The sequence below is a fragment of the Pseudomonas sp. NPDC089734 genome (genome assembly GCF_044748865.1).
Lineage (GTDB): Bacteria > Pseudomonadota > Gammaproteobacteria > Pseudomonadales > Pseudomonadaceae > Aquipseudomonas.
This window is the reverse complement of record NZ_JBIVGV010000017.1, coordinates 45,806-65,247: the sequence shown is the minus strand read 5'-3', so window position 1 is coordinate 65,247 and position 19,442 is coordinate 45,806. Positions and strand designations below refer to the sequence as shown.

Below are 19,442 nucleotides of genomic sequence, written 5' to 3'. Positions count from 1 at the left end.
ATGAGACCGGCGAATTCACGGCGCCATTATAAGCATGCGAAGTCTGCCGTCATGGACAGGTATTCACAGATGAGGAGTCGCTTGACCAACCCGCACCCCTCTGCTGATCTTGTGATTCGCCACACAGCGACACAACCGAAAGATCAAGGAGAGAGTGACATGCCCTTTGTACCTGCTGCAGAGCTCAAGAACTACATTGGCAAGGAACTGGGATGTTCCGAATGGCTGACTATCGATCAGGAGCGCATCAATCTGTTCGCCGAAGCCACCGGCGATTTCCAGTTCATCCATGTCGATCCGGTCAAGGCCGCAAAAACCCCTTTTGGCAGCACCATTGCCCACGGGCTGTTGTCCCTGTCACTGATCCCCAAATTGATGGGCGATCTGCTGGTCGTGCCTGAAGGCCTGAAAATGGTGGTCAACTACGGCCTGGACAGCGTGCGCTTCATTCAGCCGGTGAAAGTCGATTCCCGGGTCCGCCTGAAAGTCGAACTGACCGAAGTCACGGAGAAGAAACCGGGGCAATGGCTGCTCAAGGCCACGACCACCCTGGAGATCGAAGGGCAGGAAAAACCGGCGTTCATCGCTGAACCACTGTCCCTGTGCTTCGTGTAACACACCTGGAACACGAAACAGTCGTAACAGACTGTTTCGCCCCGCTTACTCGCTGCGGCATACTCCCACCTCATTGTCAGTGACACGAACATCTGCTCAAGCAGAGTCACGGAATAACTCTCTTGGGATCTTAAATGCGCGCGCTCGCTCCTCTGGCTCTGACCCTCCTGATCGCTGGTTGCGGCGATGGCGAATCCCTTTTACCCCCTGACGGCCTGTTGCCGGACGGCGGACGCTACCGTGGCGATCTGGTCAATGGTCACCTTCAGGGCGAAGGCCGCATCGACTACCCCAACGGCAGTTGGTATGCCGGTCACTTCGAGAACGGCCTGCGCCATGGCCGGGGCGAATGGCATGCCAGCAATGGCGACACCTATAAAGGCACCTTCGAGAATGGCCTGTTCCACGGTCAGGGCAAACTGACCACCGGCAGTGGCATTTACGTCGGCGCGTTCAAGCAGGGACGCCGTGACGGGGAAGGCACCTGGCAGGAAAAAGGCCTGCTCTACAGAGGCCATTTCAAGGCGGGCCAATACGACGGACCAGGACGTCTTGAACTCGAAGACGGCAGCCAGTTCCAGGGCCAGTTCGCCAAGGGGCAACCCAACGGCGAAGGGGTACGCACCGATGCCAGCGGCAATCAGTTCAGCGGCCGGTTCGTCAATGGCCAGCTCCAGGGCAACGGCAGCTTCTCCAGCACCGATGGCGATCACTATATCGGCGGCTTTCACAACAACCAGCTGGACGGCAAAGGGCGCTACGAGAACAGCGACGGCGATGTCTGGAGCGGTCAATTCAAGGAAGGCCTGTTTTCAGGGGCTGGCGAGTTGATCGGAGCCGACGGCAGCCGCTATCAAGGTCAGTTCAGCAATTGGCAGTTCTCCGGAGAGGGTCATCTGCAACTGGCAGATGGCAGCCGCTACACCGGCCAGTTCGCCAATGACACTTACCAGGGCAACGGCGTACTGACACTGCCCGACGGCACCGAACAACGGGGCGTCTGGGCCAACGGACAACGTATACGCGACGCTCAGGGCAAGCTGCTGCCCGACCCGCTGGAAGCCGGCCTGCTCGCCCAGGGTCCATTGCTGGATAAAGCGCTCGCGGCGGTGCCTGCCTCGACACCCGGCATTGAGCTATACAGCCTGGTCGTGGCCGGTGATGGCAAGCAAAGCGTGTTCATGCGCGAAGCCGATTACGTCAACAACCTGCTGGCCTCCCGCTTTGGGGCTGTCGGGCAGGTCACACTGGTCAATCACCGCGACCACATGAGCGACCGCCCTCTGGCCACTCGGGAAACCATCAACCGCGCCATCCAGACCCTCGCGCAACGCACCGGCCCTGAAGATCTGGTCTTCATTTACCTGACCAGCCATGGCACTCAGGATCATGAACTGGTCCTCGACCAGCCTCGCCTGTCACTGGCCGACCTGCCTGCCGACGCCCTGGCTGCCGCGATGGCACCGCTGAAGAACCGCGACAAGATCATCGTGATTTCTTCCTGCTATTCGGGTGGATTCATTCCCGCCCTCAAAGACGATCGAACGCTGGTCATGACGGCATCGCGAGCCGATCGTGTCTCGTTCGGCTGTTCGGAAGAAGCGGACTTCACGTACTTCGGCGATGCACTATTTGCCAAGGCACTGGTCGAAACCGATGACCTTCAGCAAGCTTTCAACGATGCCAGGGCGCATATCGCCCAACGCGAAATCGAAGATGATTTCGAGGCTTCGGAACCACAGATATGGGCACCCAAGGGGGTGATTGCCCGCTGGCAACAATTGCGCAAGAGCCAGGCCGAACGAGCGCTGAATACGACGTTGAATCGCAAGGAAGCGAAGACCTCCACTAGCCGCTAGGCTATTCAGTATCAAGGGAGAAACACCATGTACTTGACGCCGCAACACATCCTGCTTGCAGGAGCCACCGGACTCACAGGCGAACACTTGCTGGATCGCCTGCTCAATGAACCGACCGTCAGCCGTGTACTGGCCCCTACCCGTCGCCCACTGGCCGCGCATCCCCACCTGGAAAACCCGGTCGGTGAACTGGGCAGCCTCCTGCCCGCACTCAGCGGCCGTGTGGATATCGCCTTCTGCTGCCTGGGCACCACCATCAAGCAGGCCGGCTCCCAGGAAGCGTTCCGTGCAATCGATCTGGACCTGGTGCTGGCCTTCGGCCAACGCGCCCGCGAACTGGGTGCCCGGCATCTGCTGGTCATCAGCGCCATCGGTGCCGACGCCAGGTCCAGCGTGTTCTACAACCGTGTCAAAGGTGAGATGGAAGAAGCGCTTCGCGCCCAGGGCTGGCCACAACTGACCATCGCCCGCCCGGCACTTCTCGTCGGCAACCGCGCAGAAACGCGCTGGGCCGAACAGCTGGCCGCCCCTATCGCCAAGCTGATTCCCGGCAAGTACGGCGCCATCGAAGCCTGCAGCCTGGCCCGCGCCCTGTGGCGACTGGCACTGGAAGAACAGGATGGTGTGCGGGTTGTGGAGTCGGATGAGTTACGTAAGCTGGGGAAATAATAGTCGGGGCTTTCGCGAATGAATTCGCTCCTACCGACGATCGTGTGGGAGCGAATTCATTCGCGAAAAAAATCACAACCCGCCATGCGCCTGATACCCGACCCCCAACGCAGTCAGCACTGACAGCGGCAACAGCAGGGTATCGAGCAAGGCGCTGGCCGGCAGGTCCAGGGCTGGATAATCAGGCGCCTCGGCACCGAACCGGTCTTTCTCGCAACAGCCTCCCTGCATCGCATACAGATCAAGGCGAGTACCGGCATAAATGACCGGAGCACCCGGCTGAGCCGCATCGAGTGTCCTGACCGTGGCACAGCCGGTCATGGACAGAGCCAGAGCAATCGACAGGACCTTATTCATCACTCCCCACATGATGCTCACCCCAGCGCGGCAGCATGTCCTGCGGGATGTTCAACAGGTTGAGAATCCGTGCCACCACGAAATCCACCAGATCGTCGATGGTCTGCGGCTGATGATAGAAGCCCGGCGAGGCAGGGAGGATCACCGCGCCCATGTTTGACAGCTTGAGCATGTTCTCCAGGTGAATACTGGAAAACGGTGCTTCACGCGGCACCAGAATCAGCTGTCGGCGCTCCTTCAGGGTGACATCCGCCGCACGTTCGATCAGGTTGTTACAGGCGCCTGTGGCAATGGCCGACAGGGTGCCGGTCGAACACGGCACCACCACCATGGCACTGGGCGAACCGGAGCCGGATGCTACCGGCGACATCCAGTCATCACGCCCATAGACACGAATCTGCCCGGACGTCGCGCCGGTGTACTCCGTCAGAAACGCCTGCATCATGGCTGGCTTGGGCGGCAGCCTCACGTCCGTTTCAGTCGCCATCACCAGTTGCGCCGCCTTGGAGATCAGGAAGTGAACTTCCCGATCCTCACGCACCAGACAGTCCAGCAGACGCAAGCCGTACTGGGCACCCGATGCACCGGTCATCGCCAGAGTGATGCGTTCAGGCCCGCTCATTTCAGGGCCTCGGCCAGTTTGCCGTGCAGGCCGCCAAAGCCGCCGTTGCTCATGATCACCACATGGGTGCCGGGCTGAGCCTGGCTCTTGACCCGGGCGATGATCCCGTCGAGAGAGTCGCTGACAATCGAAGGCACCGAGCACTGCGCTGCGGTCGCGCCCAGATCCCAGCCCAGATTGGCCGGCGCATACCAGACCACCTGATCGGCCTGCTGCACGCTTTCAGGCAAACCGTCGCGATGTGCGCCGAGCTTCATGGAGTTGGAGCGTGGCTCGATGATCGCGATGACAGGTGCATCACCGACCTTCTTGCGTAAACCGTCAAGGGTCGTGGCAATGGCAGTCGGATGGTGCGCGAAGTCGTCATAAATGGTGATGCCGCGGACTTCCGCGACTTTCTCCATGCGCCGCTTGACGCTTTTGAAGGCGCTCAGCGCTTCGACACCCTGTGCAGGCAGAACGCCCACATGCCGTGCAGCAGCCAGCGTGGCCAAGGCGTTGGCAACGTTGTGCTGCCCGGTCATTTCCCACTCGACCGTGCCTTGAGGCTGACCGTCGAACAGCACTTCAAAACGCGAGCCGTCGTCGCTCAACAGGCGAGCCTGCCATTGGCCGCCCTGCCCTGTGGTTTGCACCGGTGTCCAGCAACCCATGTCGATGACCCGCTGCAAGGCTGGCTCGGTCGTCGGGTGAATCACCAGGCCTTCGCTCGGAATGGTGCGCACCAGATGGTGGAACTGACGCTCGATGGCCGGCAGGTCCGGGAAGATATCCGCGTGGTCGAACTCAAGGTTATTGAGGATCGCGGTACGCGGACGGTAGTGGACGAACTTGGAGCGCTTGTCAAAGAAGGCGCTGTCGTACTCATCCGCCTCGACCACGAAAAACGGCGTGCCGCCCAGGCGAGCCGATACCGCGAAATTCTGAGGGATACCACCAATGAGGAAGCCCGGGCTCATGCCCGCATGCTCCAGCACCCAGGCCAGCATGCTGCTGGTCGTGGTCTTGCCGTGAGTACCGGCGACCGCCAGCACCCAGCGCTCCTGCAAGACATGGTCGGCCAGCCACTGAGGGCCGGAAACATAAGGCAAACCTTTGTTGAGGACATATTCGACTGCCGGGTTGCCCCGCGACAGAGCGTTGCCGATCACCACCAGGTCCGGCGCCGGGTCCAGTTGCGCGGGATCATAGCCCTGCGTCAACTCAATGCCCTGAGCTTCCAGCTGCGTGCTCATCGGTGGGTAGACGTTGGCGTCGGAGCCCGTGACGCGATGGCCCAACTCTTTGGCGAGCACCGCCAGCGAACCCATGAACGTGCCGCAGATACCAAGGATATGAATATGCATGACCACCTCTTATAACATCCGCGCAGGTTAGCTCAGGAGCGCTCAAATGGCACCCGGTCTTTGTCGGGACAGCACCGGCAGGCTAAGGCTAAAGTTCAAGCCCGGACTCCGCACAAATGACCTACTCTTCATTACTCTCGACAAACGTTTGACCCAACAAGTGCTCCCCACAACAACAATCAGGAGACTTCACCATGCGTTACGCACATCCGGGTACCGAAGGCGCCATTATCAACTTCAAGGAACGCTACGGTAATTACATCGGCGGCGAATTTGTCGCCCCCGTCAAAGGCCAGTACTTCACCAATACATCGCCCATCACGGGCAAGCCCATCGCAGAATTCCCTCGCTCCACCGCCGAAGACATCGACAAGGCGCTGGATGCTGCTCACGCAGCGGCCCACGATTGGGGCACGACGTCCGTGCAGGAGCGCTCGCTCACTCTGCTCAAGATCGCCGACCGCATCGAAGCCAACCTCGAAAAGCTGGCCATCACCGAAACCTGGGACAACGGCAAGGCGATTCGTGAAACCCTGAATGCCGACATCCCGCTGGCTGCCGATCACTTCCGCTACTTCGCGGGTGTTCTGCGTGCTCAGGAAGGCAGCTCGGCGGAAATCGACGGCAATACCGTGGCGTATCACATCCATGAGCCTCTAGGCGTGGTCGGTCAGATCATCCCGTGGAACTTCCCGATCCTGATGGCCGCCTGGAAGCTTGCCCCGGCACTGGCCGCCGGCAACTGCATCGTACTCAAACCTGCCGAGCAGACGCCGTTGGGCATCAGTGTGCTGGTCGAGATGATCGGCGATCTGTTGCCGCCGGGCGTGCTGAACGTCGTGCAAGGTTATGGCCGCGAAGCGGGTGAAGCGCTGGCCAGCAGCAAGCGCATCGCCAAGATCGCCTTCACCGGCTCCACGCCCGTGGGTTCGCACATCATGAAACTGGCGGCGGACAACATCATTCCGTCTACCGTGGAGCTGGGCGGCAAGTCGCCCAATATCTTCTTTGAAGACATCATGAGCGCCGAACCGGAGTTCATCGAGAAAGCCGCCGAAGGCGTGGTGCTGGCGTTCTTCAACCAGGGCGAAGTCTGCACCTGCCCTTCCCGCGCGCTGGTTCAGGAATCCATCTACCCGCAGTTCATGGAAGCGGTGATGAAGAAAGTCCTGAAGATCAAACGCGGCGACCCGCTGGACACCGACACCATGGTCGGCGCACAGGCTTCGCAGCAGCAGTTCGACAAGATCCTCTCGTACCTCGAAATCGCTCAGGCCGAAGGTGCCGAGCTGCTGACCGGCGGGAAGGTGGAAAAACTGGAAGGTGATCTGGCCACCGGTTATTACATCCAGCCAACGCTGCTCAAGGGCAACAACAAGATGCGCGTGTTCCAGGAAGAAATCTTCGGTCCGGTGGTCAGCGTCGCGACCTTCAAGGACGAAGCCGAAGCCCTGGCGATTGCCAACGACACCGAGTTCGGCCTGGGTGCCGGTGTGTGGACCCGCGACATCAACCGCGCGTACCGCGTCGGCCGCGCCATCAAGGCCGGGCGTGTATGGACCAACTGCTATCACCTGTACCCTGCGCACGCGGCGTTCGGTGGCTATAAGAAGTCCGGCGTCGGTCGCGAAACCCACAAGGTCGCGCTGGAGCACTACCAACAGACCAAAAACCTGCTGGTGAGTTATGACACCCATCCGTTGGGGTTCTTTTAAGTAGCTCTGGTTCTCGAATGAATTCGCTTCTACACGTGTAGGAGCGGATTCATCCGCGAAAAAACCCGACGCACCAATCCCGGGCACCCAGCGCCCCGCGTTAAAGCAACGCCCTCAGAATCACACCCCCACACCCCACAAATTCGCACTCCCCTGCACTATGGAGTATTAATTGCTTACATCGCTTCCCACAGTCGCTTGAACCGAAACGTCACCGGTTCGACCGAAAGACTACGTCCAGCGCCAGCGGCGGGACGTCATGGAGAATCTGTATGGCAAGCTTTTCCCACGCTGTCGGTGCGCAGACGTATCGCTTCGACAGCCTCAAGGACGTCATGGCAAAAGCCAGTCCTGCACGCTCCGGGGACTTCCTGGCAGGCGTTGCCGCGCAAAACGATGGCGAACGTGTCGCCGCGCAAATGGCCCTGGCCGATATTCCTCTCAAGTACTTTCTCGAAGAGGCGCTGATTCCTTATGAACAGGACGAAGTCACCCGCCTGATCATCGACACCCACGACCCTGTCGCCTTTGCCCCCGTCAGCCACCTGACCGTGGGCGGCTTTCGTGACTGGCTGCTCAGCGACAAGGCCGACGAAACCAGCCTGCGCGAACTGGCTCCCGGCCTGACACCGGAGATGGCCGCGGCGGTCTCGAAAATCATGCGTGTGCAGGACCTGGTACTGGTGGCGCAGAAGATCCGCGTGGTGACGCGATTCCGCAACACGGTCGGTCTGCGTGGACGCCTTTCGACGCGGTTGCAACCCAATCACCCCACCGACGATCCGTCCGGGATTGCCGCCAGCGTGCTCGACGGTCTGCTGTACGGCAACGGCGACGCCATGATCGGCATCAACCCGGCCACCGACAGCACCTCCTCGATCATCGCCCTGCTGGAAATGCTCGATGCCGTCATCCAGCGTTACGAGATCCCGACCCAATCCTGTGTGCTGACCCATGTCACCACGTCGATTGAAGTGATCAATCGTGGTGTCCCGGTCGATCTGGTTTTTCAATCCATTACCGGTACCGAAGCCGCCAACGCCAGTTTCGGTATCAGCCTGAAGCTGTTGCAGGAAGGCTATGAGGCCGGCTTGAGCCTCAACCGAGGCACGCTCGGGCAGAACCTGATGTACTTCGAGACCGGACAGGGCAGCGCTCTGTCGGCCAACGCCCACCATGGCGTCGATCAACAGACATGCGAAACCCGAGCCTATGCCGTGGCCCGGCATTTCAATCCGTTCCTGGTCAACACCGTGGTCGGTTTCATCGGCCCCGAGTACCTGTACAACGGCAAGCAGATCATTCGTGCTGGCCTGGAAGACCACTTCTGCGGCAAGTTGCTGGGCGTGCCCATGGGCTGCGACATCTGCTACACCAACCACGCAGAAGCCGATCAGGATGACATGGACATGCTGCTGACGCTGCTGGGTGTGGCGGGCATCAACTTCATCATGGGCATTCCCGGCTCCGACGACATCATGCTCAATTACCAGACCACGTCATTTCACGATGCGCTGTATGCCCGGCAAAGCCTGGGCCTGCGCCCGGCCCCCGAATACGAGGCCTGGCTGGCAAGAATGGGCATCTTCACCCAGGCCGACGGCCATGTACGCTTTGGCGATAACCTGCCTCCGGCGTTCCGTCAGGCGCTGGCGCATCTGGCATGAGGAAGCCGACCATGACCGACGAAACCCTTCCCAACCCATGGCTGGAGTTGCGCCGACTGACCCCCGCCCGCATCGCTCTGGGGCGGGCTGGCACCAGTCTGCCGACACAGGCCCAACTGGACTTTCAGTTCGCCCACGCCCAGGCGCGGGATGCCGTGCATCTGCCCTTCGATCATGCGGGCTTGAGCGAGCAGCTCACCGCCAAGGGCCGTGAAACACTTCAGGTGCACAGTGCCGCCGCAGACCGCCACAGCTACCTGCAACGCCCCGACCTGGGACGCCGCCTGAACGAAGAGTCGGTCAGCCAGTTGCAGGAATACGCTGCCGCTCACCCCGGCGGCGTCGATCTGGCTGTCGTTGTCGCCGACGGCCTGTCATCGCTGGCGGTCCACCGTCACACCGTTCCGTTTCTGGCCCGCATGGAAGAACAGGCCACGGCCGAAGGCTGGACGCTGTCACCCGTGGTTCTGGTCGAGCAAGGCCGGGTCGCCGTTGCCGATGAAGTCGGCGAGCTGCTCGGCGCGAAAATGGTGGTCATCCTGATTGGCGAACGCCCGGGCTTGAGCTCCCCGGACAGCCTCGGTCTATATTTCACCTATGCGCCCAGGGTCGGCCTGAACGACGCCCACCGTAACTGCATCTCCAATGTGCGCCTGGAAGGCCTGAGTTATGCCATGGCAGCTCATCGCCTGCTGTACTTGATGCGTGAAGCCTGTCGCCGCCAGGTTTCCGGAGTCAACCTCAAGGACGAGGCCGAGTTGAAGACTGTGGAATCAGATGTTTCTGCCGATAACAAGGGTAACTTCCTGCTCGCCGGCACCGCTGACCCGCATTAGATTGCGCTTTCTAAAGCCAGTCGGCAGCATCGAAACGTCGCCCGAGCACACTGCATTCGCCCATAGTGAAGTTGAGGCCCAATCATGCGGATCATTAAAGCAACTCTTGAACATCTGGACCTGCTCTGCCCGCTATTCATCAAATACCGCGAGTTCTATGGCGAGCTGCCGTTCCCGGATTCGTCACGAGACTTTCTGGAAAAGCGCTTGCGCCGCGATGAGTCCGTGATCTACCTGGCACTGGCCAAGGATGACGACAGTAAAGTGCTGGGCTTCTGTCAGCTCTACCCCAGCTTCTCGTCGTTGTCGCTCAAGCGTGTGTGGATTCTCAATGATATCTACGTGGCCGAAGACTCCCGTCGCCAGCTGGTCGCCGATCACCTGATGAAACATGCCAAGCAGATGGCCAGGGAAACCCACGCCGTGCGCATGCGCGTCTCCACCAGCAGCGATAACGAAGTGGCGCACAAGGTCTATGAATCCATCGGATTCAAGGAAGATACCCAGTTCAAGAACTACGTATTACCGATCAATTGATTTCTGCGTTTTTTCGCGACTGAAGTCGCTCCTACAGTGAGCTGTGCAGGAGCGACTTCAGTCGCGAATATCCATTGCCCCCCCTCCCGGCCCTGTTTATCCCTCTATAATGCCGCGCGTACCGCACAGTAGTTTCTTTCGCACGCACCCTGCATCCAGGGTCTGGCCTCAGGTGTTCCAATGGATTTCAACCCCCTCGACCTCATCCTTCATCTCGATGTCTACCTCGATCTGCTGGTCACCAACTACGGCCCCTGGATCTACGCCATCCTGTTCATGGTGATCTTCTGCGAGACCGGGTTGGTCGTCATGCCCTTCCTGCCGGGCGACTCGCTGCTGTTCATTGCCGGAGCCGTGTCGGCCGGTGGCGGCATGGACCCGGTTCTGCTGGCCGGTCTGCTGATGCTGGCTGCCATCATCGGCGACAGCACCAACTACATCATTGGCCGGACGGTCGGGGAAAAGCTGTTCCGTAACCCGAACTCGAAAATCTTCCGCCGCGATTACCTGATACGCACCCACGAATTCTACGAGCGCCATGGCGGCAAGACCGTGACCCTGGCGCGTTTTCTGCCGATCATTCGTACCTTCGCCCCCTTCGTCGCCGGCGTCGGCAAGATGCATTACCTGCGTTTTCTCGGCTTCAGCGTGTTGGGCTCGATCCTGTGGGTTGGCAGTCTGGTCACACTGGGGTTCTATTTCGGCAATGTGCCGTTCATCAAGAAGAACCTGACGCTGCTGGTGCTGGTGATCATCCTGATCTCCCTGCTGCCGATGATCATCGGCCTGATACGCAGCCGCATGGGCCGTTCGGCCGACGTTCGCTGATCCATGTGGTCCTTCAGCAACTGGCGCAGACGGCGCACGCTGGCCAGGTACCCGGTTGCTCCCGAAGTGTGGCAGCGCATCCGCCAACGGCTGCCGATTCTGGACGGTCTGGACGATACGCAGGATCAACAGCTGCGCGAGGCCTGCATCTTCTTCCTTCAGGCCAAGCACCTGACCCCGCTGTCAGGCGTAGAACTGGATGACGAGCAACGGCTGTTTCTGGCGGCTCAGGCCCAGTTGCCACTGCTCAATCTCGGAGACCTGAACTGGTATCAGGGCTTTCATGAAATCGTCCTGTATCCCGACGACTTCATCAGCCCTCAACGGCACCGCGACGCCAGCGGTATCGAACATGAGTGGGATGGCGAGCACAGCGGCGAAGCCTGGCAGCAAGGTCCGGTCATACTGGCGTGGCCGGGGGTAATGGCCAGCGGTGATTGGGACGGCTACAACCTGGTCATTCATGAACTGGCACACAAGCTCGACATGCTCAACGGCGATGCCAACGGGCTGCCGCCGCTGCACGGCAACATGCGCGTCACCGAATGGGCCAGGGTCATGCAAAGCGCCTACGACGGCCTCAATCGGCAACTGGACCATGATCCGGACGCCGAGACGTCCATCGATCCCTATGCCGCCGAAGACCCGGCCGAATTCTTTGCCGTGACCAGCGAATACTTTTTCAGCGCGCCCGACCTGCTGCACAGCGCTTACCCTGAGGTCTATGAGCAACTGAAAGCGTTCTATCGTCAGGACACCCTGGCTCGCCTGCAGGCTCTGCAACAGGACAATCCGGCCTATAAAGGCCATCATCATAGCCACCACTGATCCAACGCAGTGCGTGGCAACACCCACAGAATATGCCTATAATCCGGCCCACTTTTTGGCGGTTCGCGCCAAAATCTGTCTGGTCAACTATGGGGGCAATGCCCAATGAGCTACAGCAAGATTCCGGCGGGCAAAGACCTGCCGAACGACATCTACGTCGCTATCGAAATCCCGGCCAACCACGCGCCGATCAAGTACGAAATCGACAAAGAATCCGATTGCCTGTTCGTTGACCGTTTCATGGCCACCCCAATGTTCTACCCGGCCAACTACGGTTTCATCCCTAACACCCTGGCTGACGACGGTGACCCCCTCGACGTGCTGGTCGTGACCCCTTACCCGGTTGCTCCAGGCTCGGTCATCCGCGCACGCCCGGTCGGCATCCTGAACATGACCGACGATGGCGGTGGCGATGCCAAGGTTATCGCTGTACCACACGACAAGCTGTCCCAGCTGTACGTCGACGTGAAAGAGTACACCGACCTGCCAGCCCTGCTGCTGGAGCAGATCAAGCACTTCTTCGAGAACTACAAGGATCTCGAAAAAGGCAAATGGGTGAAGATCGACGGTTGGGGCAATGCTGATGCAGCCCGCGCCGAGATCCTGAAATCGGTTGAAGCCTACAAAGGCTGATCATCCGTTTCGCTCTTTTCGGAACACCTGTCCGGGTGTTCCGAACCCCTTCCCCGCCTTGCCCTCTTCACAGACTCACTTCCCTCCGTATAAAAACAAACCTCTGGCCTTGAACGTAATAAACAATACGTTAACTGCCGCCTTCTCGCGCCAATCACAAATACATCGTTCATTGCCTGAAACCGTATTACGGAATAGCCCTACACGACACTTCCGAATGACGTAGTCCTGCTAGTCGCAACCCATAATGGAAGCGAAGGATTTGAACACTTCGTTCATTTAAACGGCCCCACACCCACCGTAAACTTCGCCTCATGAATACATCAGGTGATCGACTACGCATCCTCCTGCGGGAGTGCCATCTCTCTGCGACGGACTTTGCCGCCAACCGCAAAGTCACGCCACAGCACGTGAACAACTGGTTCAAGCGCGGCGTTCCCATGGCGCGGCTGGAAGAGGTGGCTGAACTATTGACCGTCAACGCTCGCTGGCTGCGCACGGGCGAGGGCCCCAAGCACCCGACCGACTCCGCCAACGAAAATACTGGCGGCGACATCACGCTGGCACGCCATCAGGAGCGAAGCCTGCTTCGTGGCGACGTGGAAATTCCGATATTCAAGGAAATCGAACCGGCACACAGCCTGGGCAAGACCGTCCTGACCGAAGTGCCGGGGCAAAAGATACGCTTGCCCATGCACGTGCTGAAAACCATGAACATCGACCCGAAAAGCGCCCTGTGCGTTGCCATGATCGGCAACAGCATGGCCGACAAGATCCAGGACGGCTCGCTGCTGGGCGTCAACCGCGACCTGACTCAGGTCATCGACGGAGAAATGTACGCCCTTGAACACGGCGGTATCCTGCGCGTGCGCTACCTCTACCGCCTGCCCAACGGCGGCCTGCGCCTGCGCAGCCACAACAGCAGCGAATACCCGGACGAGCTCTTCAGCGCCGAAGACATCGAGCAGGAAAACATCCGTATCCTGGGCTGGATATTCTGGTGGTCCACCCTCAATAGCCGCCGCAACGCCATGCTCCTGCGCTGAGCCCGGCATTTACAACATGAGAATGTGTTTCAAGACTGGGCAGCAGCGGAAAACATCAGTATCCTGTGCGCCACCTTTAGGCATCGACCGCTACCCGCGGCCCTTGCCCCAACAAGGCGAACACTGGTTCACCTTGTCTCTTATTCGCGTTCCTTGAGAACGCACCTGTTGAAGGCGATTGCGGTTTACCAAAAATAAACCAAGACCGTCCCCGAGAAGCCGGCCACAAGCCGGCTTTTTATTGTCTGATGAAAAACCAATCACGCCCATCAGCTGGCACACTTGTGTGAAAGCTATCCACAAATCAGCTTTTAACGCCCCACGCCCCCCACATACTGCCCCCGCTTCACCCTCACAGGACAAAGTTCAAGACCAAACGGCTTGAAGACAGCGTTCATCGACTTGATGGTCTGATTACCTTCTTCATGTTCAATGTGCGCCAGGGTACGAATCGAGATTTTGCACATTTTTGCAAAGGTGCGCTGATCCAGTCTGGCCACCATTGTCCGGAGCATTTCCACAGCCTTGCCCATCGAGATTTCGCCATGCCCCAACATATTTTCAATAGAGCGAATGAGTTCCTCTCTTGTCATTGCGCTGAAATCCCGGTCACTCATAGCGGCATTTGAACTCATAGAATGCCCCAGGCTTGCATACGGGCTTTAAGGTTGGCCAGCGGAATGCTGGGGTGGTTCCAGATTGCCGCTGGAAGATCTGGCTGAAGGATTTCAGGCAACTGAAGAAACAGCTTCGCGTCCTCTCTCAAGCGTTCATACAAGCGAGCGTGATCGACATAAGCTCCCAGGCTCATACAGGCGGCCTCCCAATTGATGTTGTTGGCCAGTTCGATCGGTTTTGGCCATCGCGTCGTTCTGATAATCCCTTCGCGATCGACGGACATCGGAGCCAGGTCATAAATGGGGGCCAGTTTGAAACGGCCCTTCTCACGGATTATTGATGTGTTCCGACCGTGATTGTCGGTGTTACCCAAAACCTGATTGAGCAAGTCGCGGCGGAGGTATTCAGAAATCAGATCAGGGATCTCTTCTTCCTGGCCCGCACATCTCCAGATGCCAACCAGCATATCGATAACCTGAAGATGACTCATTTGAAGCCCAGGCTCTGAAACACCGGCCAATGAGTAAATGGACTCCACCGCGAAACGTTTAACGCCTGCAGATGAGATTTCACGATCAAAACGCTTCATCCAGAGACTCGGCTTGCGGCCTTCGTTAAGTGCCAGCCCATCCTGCGAAACCGTATTCAGCCCGAGTTGGTGAATCGCTTTGTAGTACAGGTACTCCGCCCGAAGGATGGCGACGTCTTCGCTCAGTGCCTGCCCTCTTGGAAACTTGATAAACCAGTGCTCAGCCGCCTCCGAATCTGGCAGCGATGCATCCGGGTAAAGCAGACCTGTCTTGTCTGCCGTCATCAGAATCTTTGGCGCAGCACCGCCCGCCCCACTGGCACCGCCAATCGCGGCCCCTTGATCGTATGCGTAGTCGATGAACTCAGTGCTGAGAGCAATCACCTCATCACGAGGAAATCCAAGGCGCGCTGACTGATCAATCAGGTCGGCAGACTCTTTGATTCTCATGTTTCCGATTGGCGCTGGCGTACAGCGACCGAGCAGGAAGAGATCAGCGGCCAAGCGTTCGGGCTTTTCTTTGCCTATTCGCCGCATCAAAGAACTCTTTGCAGCACCCGCTGGCGAGATATCGTGAAGAAATGCTGGCGCGATCTTGAGTGTATTGTCGTCAAAACCTACCGGGAAGTTGTAGCTGACCGCCGACTCATCCTGTGCCAGGACGTCAGAGATGTGGCGAACGATATAATCACGGTCATACGCATAAGAACACGGCCCAAGGAAACCTTCAGCCGGCTCTCGAAAGGTGAGATGAAAAGCATCACGCCACTGGCCTTCATCGTGGATCTGGATTGTGAGCTGCATGGTGCGAACCTGCAATATAGTGCAGACGAGGATAGATCACAGACTAAAAATCTGCAATATAGTGCAGAAAAACTCACTTCAAATGCCGTATAAGTGCATTATATTGCAGATTCAATATTAATGAGGCCGATGCCGCCCAACCAAATCCGACGAAGCGAAATCTCCGCAGATTCCATAGAAACAATCCACTATTGGTCATCTGTTTGGTACTGAATGATGCCCTATCTGTAGACCTTACCACTTGATTTCTAATCAGCTCCTGAAAGGAGAGGATCCGCTTGCCATGCGCCAAGCCAACGGCTGCCGTGACACCCATCGCTCCCTTTGATCCGAAAAGTGGCGCACCGGATGATGTTCAATTACACGTCCTGGTAATCGACGATGTGTACTCATGGGCTCTATGCGGGGTGATGCCAGTGCTCTGCTCCTGCTTCAATGGGTGATCACTGACACCTGCATAGACTTCGGGTCTGGTCTGAGGATCGATGAGCCTCAACTCTGCACGCAGCCCGAGGGTCTCAGGCAGGGTCTGGATATGGTTCGCAAGCATTACGCTGAATAACGGTTCCTCGGACTGCTTGGGGTCGTCCCAGCATTCGTAGACACGCTCGAAATCAGCCTGTGCTATTTCCACCCAGATACCTATACGGTACGCCTCGGGACGATCAAGTACAGGTAGCGGCAAGGTCGCTCGCAAGAAAAACCGCTTGCCCTGAATGATGCAGATATCGTCAGTTTCCTGAACATGTTCGGCACGCTCCTCAACCGTCATTCCCGCGACTGCGTCGGGGCGCTTGAACGTGAGTTCAAGCATTTCGTCAGTATGAATCTCCCCACACGACTCACAAACGGCGCATGCCTTGTTCAGCGCAGCCGATAGGCGTTGGTCGTTCAGCCAGACAGCATCGCTAATAGCAAAGGCTTCCGATGCCTTGCCAGCGTTCATGGCCTGGTCCCGAGGTAGCATACGCCCCAGGATCGCATGACTGGCCCACGGCGAATCAGGGGCATCCAGGACCCGGCAACCTGGTCCGGCTTCCCCCTGATACCACTCCAGCGCCACGCACTCCTTGAGCGCGGGGTCTGCACCCGTTCCCCATCCATCAATACTCACGGCCATCTCAACACCTGACTCGGGATGCGAAGCTGTGTAGGTGCACAGATAGATCGCATACGCACCTTCCTGATCGTATACGAATCCCCGAAAGGTTCGGGTTTCATGACCACAGGTGTCACAATGGCCGACGACTTCCTCATCACCGAGTTCTATTTCTAAATGCTTGCTCATATTGATCCTGGTGGCTGGACTGTTCACAAGCTGGACTTTTCATAGAATGGCCTCAAGAACAATCGAAGAGGAAGAGCGACCTCCTGAGATGTCCTTGCATGAAACTGCGGAGGCCGCATCCTACCGCAGCGATGACCGAATGTAATGAATACGTATTGGTTTTGAAGCTCATGGAATAGGAGAGAGCGTTGAGCGTCCCTTGTAGGATTTTTCAGAAGATGAATTTTAACCTTCTTACTCAAAACATTCGGCTGAACCAGACATCATTCCCCATCGCTCAGCAATTTGTCCTCCCCTCATAAAAACCAGAGCGATAGATAACGATCCGCTTACGAAGAGCCGACTCCGAAAGCAAAAAAGCTTATGGTGGGCGAACAACGAGCAGCGCTCTCAGTAGAAGTCCCTCAACCACACGGAGGCTCCCTCATGAGCAATCCCCCTTACACCCCTCCAGCCGTCTGGCAGCACGTGACCTCATCCGGGGGCACTTTTGCCAATATCAACCGCCCCACTGCCGGTCCGACTCACGACAAGGAACTGCCAGTCGGCAAACACCCGTTGCAGCTTTATTCGCTGGCCACGCCCAACGGGGTGAAGATTACGATTCTGCTGGAGGAGTTGCTGGCGCTGGGGCACAGCGGTGCGGAATATGATGCCTGGCTGATCCGTATTTCCGAGGGCGAGCAGTTCTCCAGCGGGTTTGTCGAGGTCAACCCCAACTCCAAGATTCCTGCGCTGCTGGATCGGAGCCTGGAGACGCCGGTGCGGGTGTTCGAGTCGGGGTCGATCCTGCTTTATCTGGCGGAGAAGTTTTCCAGCTTCCTGCCTGCCGATCATGCAGGCAGGACCGAAACGCTGAACTGGCTGTTCTGGCAGATGGGGGCGGCGCCGTATCTGGGTGGCGGGTTCGGGCATTTTTATGCCTACGCGCCGGAGAAGATCGAGTACGCCATCAACCGCTTCGCGATGGAGGCCAAGCGTCAGCTTGACGTGTTGAATCGTCGTTTGGGAGAAAGCCGTTATCTGGCCGGTGACACTTACACCATCGCCGATATCGCCGTCTGGCCGTGGTATGGCGCACTGGTGCAGAACAGCGTTTATTCCGCCGCAGAGTTTCTGTCCGTGCATGAATACCCGAACCTGATTCGCTGGACCGAAGAAATCGCAGCACGCCCTGCCGTCATACGCGGCCAGAAGGTCAATCGTACCTGGGGCGATGAAGCGGATCAGGTTGCCGAACGGCATCAGGCATCGGATCTGGAGAAGTGAGCCGACACAGAACGACACGGCAGGAGCGTGCAAGCGCTCTCCTGCACATTCGGCGGCCCCCCAATTGAGCAGCAAGCTGCTGCCCAAATCACATCAAACAGGCACTATGTTGCTTTATTAAAAGAAGTCTGGAGCCCTGCAATGCCACAAGACAAAGACCCTCTTGCCCAGACGGCGCTGTCCCAGTCAGGCCGTAGCGCCAGCAGTGGGCCGGGGCTTTCAGTCAATCCGCCCGTGGTGCGCATGAGCACGGTGTTGTTCGACAGCCTGCAGAGCCTGCGTGAAGCAGAAGCGAGAACGGTAGGGCCGGAACGCTCGCTGACTTACGCGGCCAATGGCAATCCGACAGCGTTCGCGTTACAGGATCTGGTGTCTGAACTGGAGGGCGCACACGGCACGTGCCTGTATTCAACCGGTCTGGCCGCCGTGGCGCAGATGTTTCAAGCCTTTCTGCGCCCCGGCCAGCATGTTCTGATCACCGAGGCGGTATATGGCCCGGTCCGGCGACTGGCCAGGACGATGCTCACAGCCTTCGATATCGAGTTCGACTTCTACGCCGCCGACGGCAGTAATGTGGAATCGCTGATCAAGCCCAATACGCGCATGATCTACGCCGAAGTCCCCGGCTCGCTGACCTTCGACCTGTGCGATCTGCCTGCCCTGTCGCAGTTGTGCAAAGCCCATGACCTGCTGCTGGCTGTGGATAACTCCTGGGGTTCGGGGATTCTGTTCAAGCCGCTGGAACTGGGCGCGGATATCTCGTTGATGGCCCTGACCAAATATGTCGCCGGGCACTCGGACGTGATGATGGGCAGTGTCAGCACCACCGAAGCGCACTGGAAAACCCTCAAGACCATGAACACCGCCGTGGGCAATACCGTCAGCCCCGACGATGCATACCTCGTCCTGCGTGGTGCCCGGAGTCTCGCAGCACGAATGGCGATGCACGAACGTCATGCAATGCAGGTCGCTCAATGGCTGCACGGTCATGAGCAAGTGGGCCGTGTTCTGTACCCGGCGCTGCCGGACACACCGGGGCATGCCCTCTGGAAACGGGATTTCCATGGCTGCAACGGGTTGCTGAGCTTTGAATTCAAGACATCCGACCGTCAGGTACTGGACCGCTTCGTCAGTGCCTTGAAGCTGTTTGGCATCGGCTATTCATGGGGCGGATTTGAAAGCCTGGTGTCCGAGGTGGATCACTATGGCGCGCGGGAGCAGGGACTGCCGATGCTGCGCCTGCAAATCGGTCTGGAAAACCCGGATGATTTGATCGAGGACCTGAAGGCCGGATTTGCCGCCGCACTGAACTGACGAATCCCCTGCCGATCACAGATAAAACAGAAGCACACAGTCAGCCAGTCCGGTCGTTCAAG

19 protein-coding genes are annotated in these 19,442 nt (G+C 58.4%); 13 read left to right on the top strand and 6 right to left on the bottom strand.

Going from position 1 to position 19,442, the window contains the following annotated elements; translation table 11 throughout:
* The first annotated feature begins 159 nt into the window (after positions 1-159).
* The 3 genes from ACIPY9_RS19775 to ACIPY9_RS19765 all read left to right on the top strand — a co-directional run bounded on the left by ACIPY9_RS19775 (position 160) and on the right by ACIPY9_RS19765 (position 3,143).
* A complete protein-coding gene (locus tag ACIPY9_RS19775) occupies positions 160-615 on the top strand; it encodes a MaoC family dehydratase (protein WP_400705196.1) in 456 nt (151 codons plus the stop codon).
* A gap of 134 nt (positions 616-749) precedes the next feature.
* The gene (locus ACIPY9_RS19770; RefSeq protein ID WP_400705193.1) at positions 750-2,474 is read left to right on the top strand and encodes a C13 family peptidase; all 1,725 of its coding nucleotides are present in this window, start codon (positions 750-752) and stop codon (positions 2,472-2,474) included.
* 27 nt (positions 2,475-2,501) lie between these two features.
* Entirely contained in the window at positions 2,502-3,143 is a 642-nt protein-coding gene (locus ACIPY9_RS19765; RefSeq protein WP_400705190.1) for an oxidoreductase, read from the top strand.
* A gap of 72 nt (positions 3,144-3,215) precedes the next feature.
* On the opposite strand, the gene ACIPY9_RS19760 is transcribed toward ACIPY9_RS19765, so the two are convergent.
* From ACIPY9_RS19760 to mpl, 3 genes are read right to left on the bottom strand one after another with little or no spacing between them, the layout of a single operon-like run.
* Positions 3,216-3,500, bottom strand: a complete 285-nt coding sequence (locus ACIPY9_RS19760) for a YceK/YidQ family lipoprotein (protein WP_400705187.1) — start codon at positions 3,498-3,500, stop codon at positions 3,216-3,218.
* On the bottom strand, positions 3,493-4,122 hold the full coding sequence (gene ubiX, locus ACIPY9_RS19755; protein ID WP_400705184.1) for a flavin prenyltransferase UbiX: 630 nt from the start codon (positions 4,120-4,122) through the stop codon (positions 3,493-3,495). The genes ACIPY9_RS19760 and ubiX overlap by 8 nt, the downstream gene beginning before the upstream one ends.
* Positions 4,119-5,468, bottom strand: a complete 1,350-nt coding sequence (gene mpl / locus ACIPY9_RS19750) for a UDP-N-acetylmuramate:L-alanyl-gamma-D-glutamyl-meso-diaminopimelate ligase (RefSeq protein WP_400705181.1) — start codon at positions 5,466-5,468, stop codon at positions 4,119-4,121. The genes ubiX and mpl overlap by 4 nt, the downstream gene beginning before the upstream one ends.
* A gap of 194 nt (positions 5,469-5,662) precedes the next feature.
* Between mpl and ACIPY9_RS19745 the strand changes: the two genes are divergently transcribed.
* The 8 genes from ACIPY9_RS19745 (at position 5,663) to ACIPY9_RS19710 (ending at position 13,558) form a co-directional block, all read left to right on the top strand.
* Positions 5,663-7,183, top strand: coding sequence for an aldehyde dehydrogenase family protein (locus ACIPY9_RS19745; RefSeq protein ID WP_400705178.1), 1,521 nt, complete (start codon positions 5,663-5,665; stop codon positions 7,181-7,183).
* A 272-nt stretch (positions 7,184-7,455) separates the two neighbouring features.
* Positions 7,456-8,850 (top strand): ethanolamine ammonia-lyase subunit EutB, encoded by a 1,395-nt coding sequence (locus ACIPY9_RS19740; protein WP_400705175.1) that lies wholly within the window; start codon positions 7,456-7,458, stop codon positions 8,848-8,850.
* A gap of 11 nt (positions 8,851-8,861) precedes the next feature.
* Positions 8,862-9,686, top strand: a complete 825-nt coding sequence (eutC, locus tag ACIPY9_RS19735; RefSeq protein ID WP_400705172.1) for an ethanolamine ammonia-lyase subunit EutC — start codon at positions 8,862-8,864, stop codon at positions 9,684-9,686.
* Positions 9,687-9,770: 84 nt separating this feature from the next.
* Positions 9,771-10,223 carry a GNAT family N-acetyltransferase gene (locus ACIPY9_RS19730; protein ID WP_400705169.1) on the top strand — a complete coding sequence of 151 codons (453 nt, stop codon included), beginning with the start codon at positions 9,771-9,773 and terminating at the stop codon, positions 10,221-10,223.
* A 180-nt stretch (positions 10,224-10,403) separates the two neighbouring features.
* Positions 10,404-11,051: a DedA family protein gene (locus ACIPY9_RS19725; protein ID WP_400705166.1), complete on the top strand. Its 648-nt coding sequence runs from the start codon at positions 10,404-10,406 to the stop codon at positions 11,049-11,051.
* 3 nt (positions 11,052-11,054) lie between these two features.
* Positions 11,055-11,879 carry a zinc-dependent peptidase gene (locus ACIPY9_RS19720; protein ID WP_400705163.1) on the top strand — a complete coding sequence of 275 codons (825 nt, stop codon included), beginning with the start codon at positions 11,055-11,057 and terminating at the stop codon, positions 11,877-11,879.
* Positions 11,880-11,984: 105 nt separating this feature from the next.
* Positions 11,985-12,512, top strand: a complete 528-nt coding sequence (ppa, locus tag ACIPY9_RS19715) for an inorganic diphosphatase (RefSeq protein WP_117184836.1) — start codon at positions 11,985-11,987, stop codon at positions 12,510-12,512.
* 314 nt (positions 12,513-12,826) lie between these two features.
* Positions 12,827-13,558 carry a helix-turn-helix transcriptional regulator gene (locus ACIPY9_RS19710; protein ID WP_400705159.1) on the top strand — a complete coding sequence of 244 codons (732 nt, stop codon included), beginning with the start codon at positions 12,827-12,829 and terminating at the stop codon, positions 13,556-13,558.
* 311 nt (positions 13,559-13,869) lie between these two features.
* Here ACIPY9_RS19710 and ACIPY9_RS19705 read toward each other — a convergent pair whose 3' ends face one another.
* The 3 genes from ACIPY9_RS19705 to ACIPY9_RS19695 all read right to left on the bottom strand — a co-directional run bounded on the left by ACIPY9_RS19705 (position 13,870) and on the right by ACIPY9_RS19695 (position 16,797).
* Positions 13,870-14,193, bottom strand: a complete 324-nt coding sequence (locus tag ACIPY9_RS19705) for a helix-turn-helix domain-containing protein (RefSeq protein WP_400705157.1) — start codon at positions 14,191-14,193, stop codon at positions 13,870-13,872.
* The gene (locus tag ACIPY9_RS19700; protein ID WP_400705154.1) at positions 14,190-15,509 is read right to left on the bottom strand and encodes a HipA domain-containing protein; all 1,320 of its coding nucleotides are present in this window, start codon (positions 15,507-15,509) and stop codon (positions 14,190-14,192) included. The genes ACIPY9_RS19705 and ACIPY9_RS19700 overlap by 4 nt, the downstream gene beginning before the upstream one ends.
* 355 nt (positions 15,510-15,864) lie before the next feature.
* The gene (locus ACIPY9_RS19695) at positions 15,865-16,797 is read right to left on the bottom strand and encodes a DUF2199 domain-containing protein (protein ID WP_400705151.1); all 933 of its coding nucleotides are present in this window, start codon (positions 16,795-16,797) and stop codon (positions 15,865-15,867) included.
* Positions 16,798-17,223: 426 nt separating this feature from the next.
* Between ACIPY9_RS19695 and yghU the strand changes: the two genes are divergently transcribed.
* Together yghU and metC are read left to right on the top strand one after the other, a co-directional pair.
* Positions 17,224-18,066 (top strand): glutathione-dependent disulfide-bond oxidoreductase, encoded by an 843-nt coding sequence (gene yghU, locus ACIPY9_RS19690; RefSeq protein ID WP_400705148.1) that lies wholly within the window; start codon positions 17,224-17,226, stop codon positions 18,064-18,066.
* Between the two features lie 141 nt (positions 18,067-18,207).
* Positions 18,208-19,380, top strand: coding sequence for a cystathionine beta-lyase (gene metC, locus ACIPY9_RS19685; protein ID WP_400705145.1), 1,173 nt, complete (start codon positions 18,208-18,210; stop codon positions 19,378-19,380).
* Positions 19,381-19,442: the final 62 nt, after the last annotated feature.

Coding starts and splice junctions, on each gene's coding strand:
- ACIPY9_RS19710 (WP_400705159.1), top strand. CDS start 12,827: ATGAATACATCAGGTGATCGACTACGCATCCTCCTGCGGGAGTGCCAT.
- ACIPY9_RS19705 (WP_400705157.1), bottom strand. CDS start 14,193: ATGAGTTCAAATGCCGCTATGAGTGACCGGGATTTCAGCGCAATGACA.
- ACIPY9_RS19765 (WP_400705190.1), top strand. CDS start 2,502: ATGTACTTGACGCCGCAACACATCCTGCTTGCAGGAGCCACCGGACTC.
- ACIPY9_RS19775 (WP_400705196.1), top strand. CDS start 160: ATGCCCTTTGTACCTGCTGCAGAGCTCAAGAACTACATTGGCAAGGAA.
- ACIPY9_RS19725 (WP_400705166.1), top strand. CDS start 10,404: ATGGATTTCAACCCCCTCGACCTCATCCTTCATCTCGATGTCTACCTC.
- ubiX (WP_400705184.1), bottom strand. CDS start 4,122: ATGAGCGGGCCTGAACGCATCACTCTGGCGATGACCGGTGCATCGGGT.
- mpl (WP_400705181.1), bottom strand. CDS start 5,468: ATGCATATTCATATCCTTGGTATCTGCGGCACGTTCATGGGTTCGCTG.
- ACIPY9_RS19770 (WP_400705193.1), top strand. CDS start 750: ATGCGCGCGCTCGCTCCTCTGGCTCTGACCCTCCTGATCGCTGGTTGC.
- eutC (WP_400705172.1), top strand. CDS start 8,862: ATGACCGACGAAACCCTTCCCAACCCATGGCTGGAGTTGCGCCGACTG.
- ACIPY9_RS19760 (WP_400705187.1), bottom strand. CDS start 3,500: ATGAATAAGGTCCTGTCGATTGCTCTGGCTCTGTCCATGACCGGCTGT.
- ACIPY9_RS19695 (WP_400705151.1), bottom strand. CDS start 16,797: ATGAGCAAGCATTTAGAAATAGAACTCGGTGATGAGGAAGTCGTCGGC.
- yghU (WP_400705148.1), top strand. CDS start 17,224: ATGAGCAATCCCCCTTACACCCCTCCAGCCGTCTGGCAGCACGTGACC.
- ACIPY9_RS19720 (WP_400705163.1), top strand. CDS start 11,055: ATGTGGTCCTTCAGCAACTGGCGCAGACGGCGCACGCTGGCCAGGTAC.
- metC (WP_400705145.1), top strand. CDS start 18,208: ATGCCACAAGACAAAGACCCTCTTGCCCAGACGGCGCTGTCCCAGTCA.
- ACIPY9_RS19700 (WP_400705154.1), bottom strand. CDS start 15,509: ATGCAGCTCACAATCCAGATCCACGATGAAGGCCAGTGGCGTGATGCT.
- ACIPY9_RS19740 (WP_400705175.1), top strand. CDS start 7,456: ATGGCAAGCTTTTCCCACGCTGTCGGTGCGCAGACGTATCGCTTCGAC.
- ACIPY9_RS19745 (WP_400705178.1), top strand. CDS start 5,663: ATGCGTTACGCACATCCGGGTACCGAAGGCGCCATTATCAACTTCAAG.
- ACIPY9_RS19730 (WP_400705169.1), top strand. CDS start 9,771: ATGCGGATCATTAAAGCAACTCTTGAACATCTGGACCTGCTCTGCCCG.
- ppa (WP_117184836.1), top strand. CDS start 11,985: ATGAGCTACAGCAAGATTCCGGCGGGCAAAGACCTGCCGAACGACATC.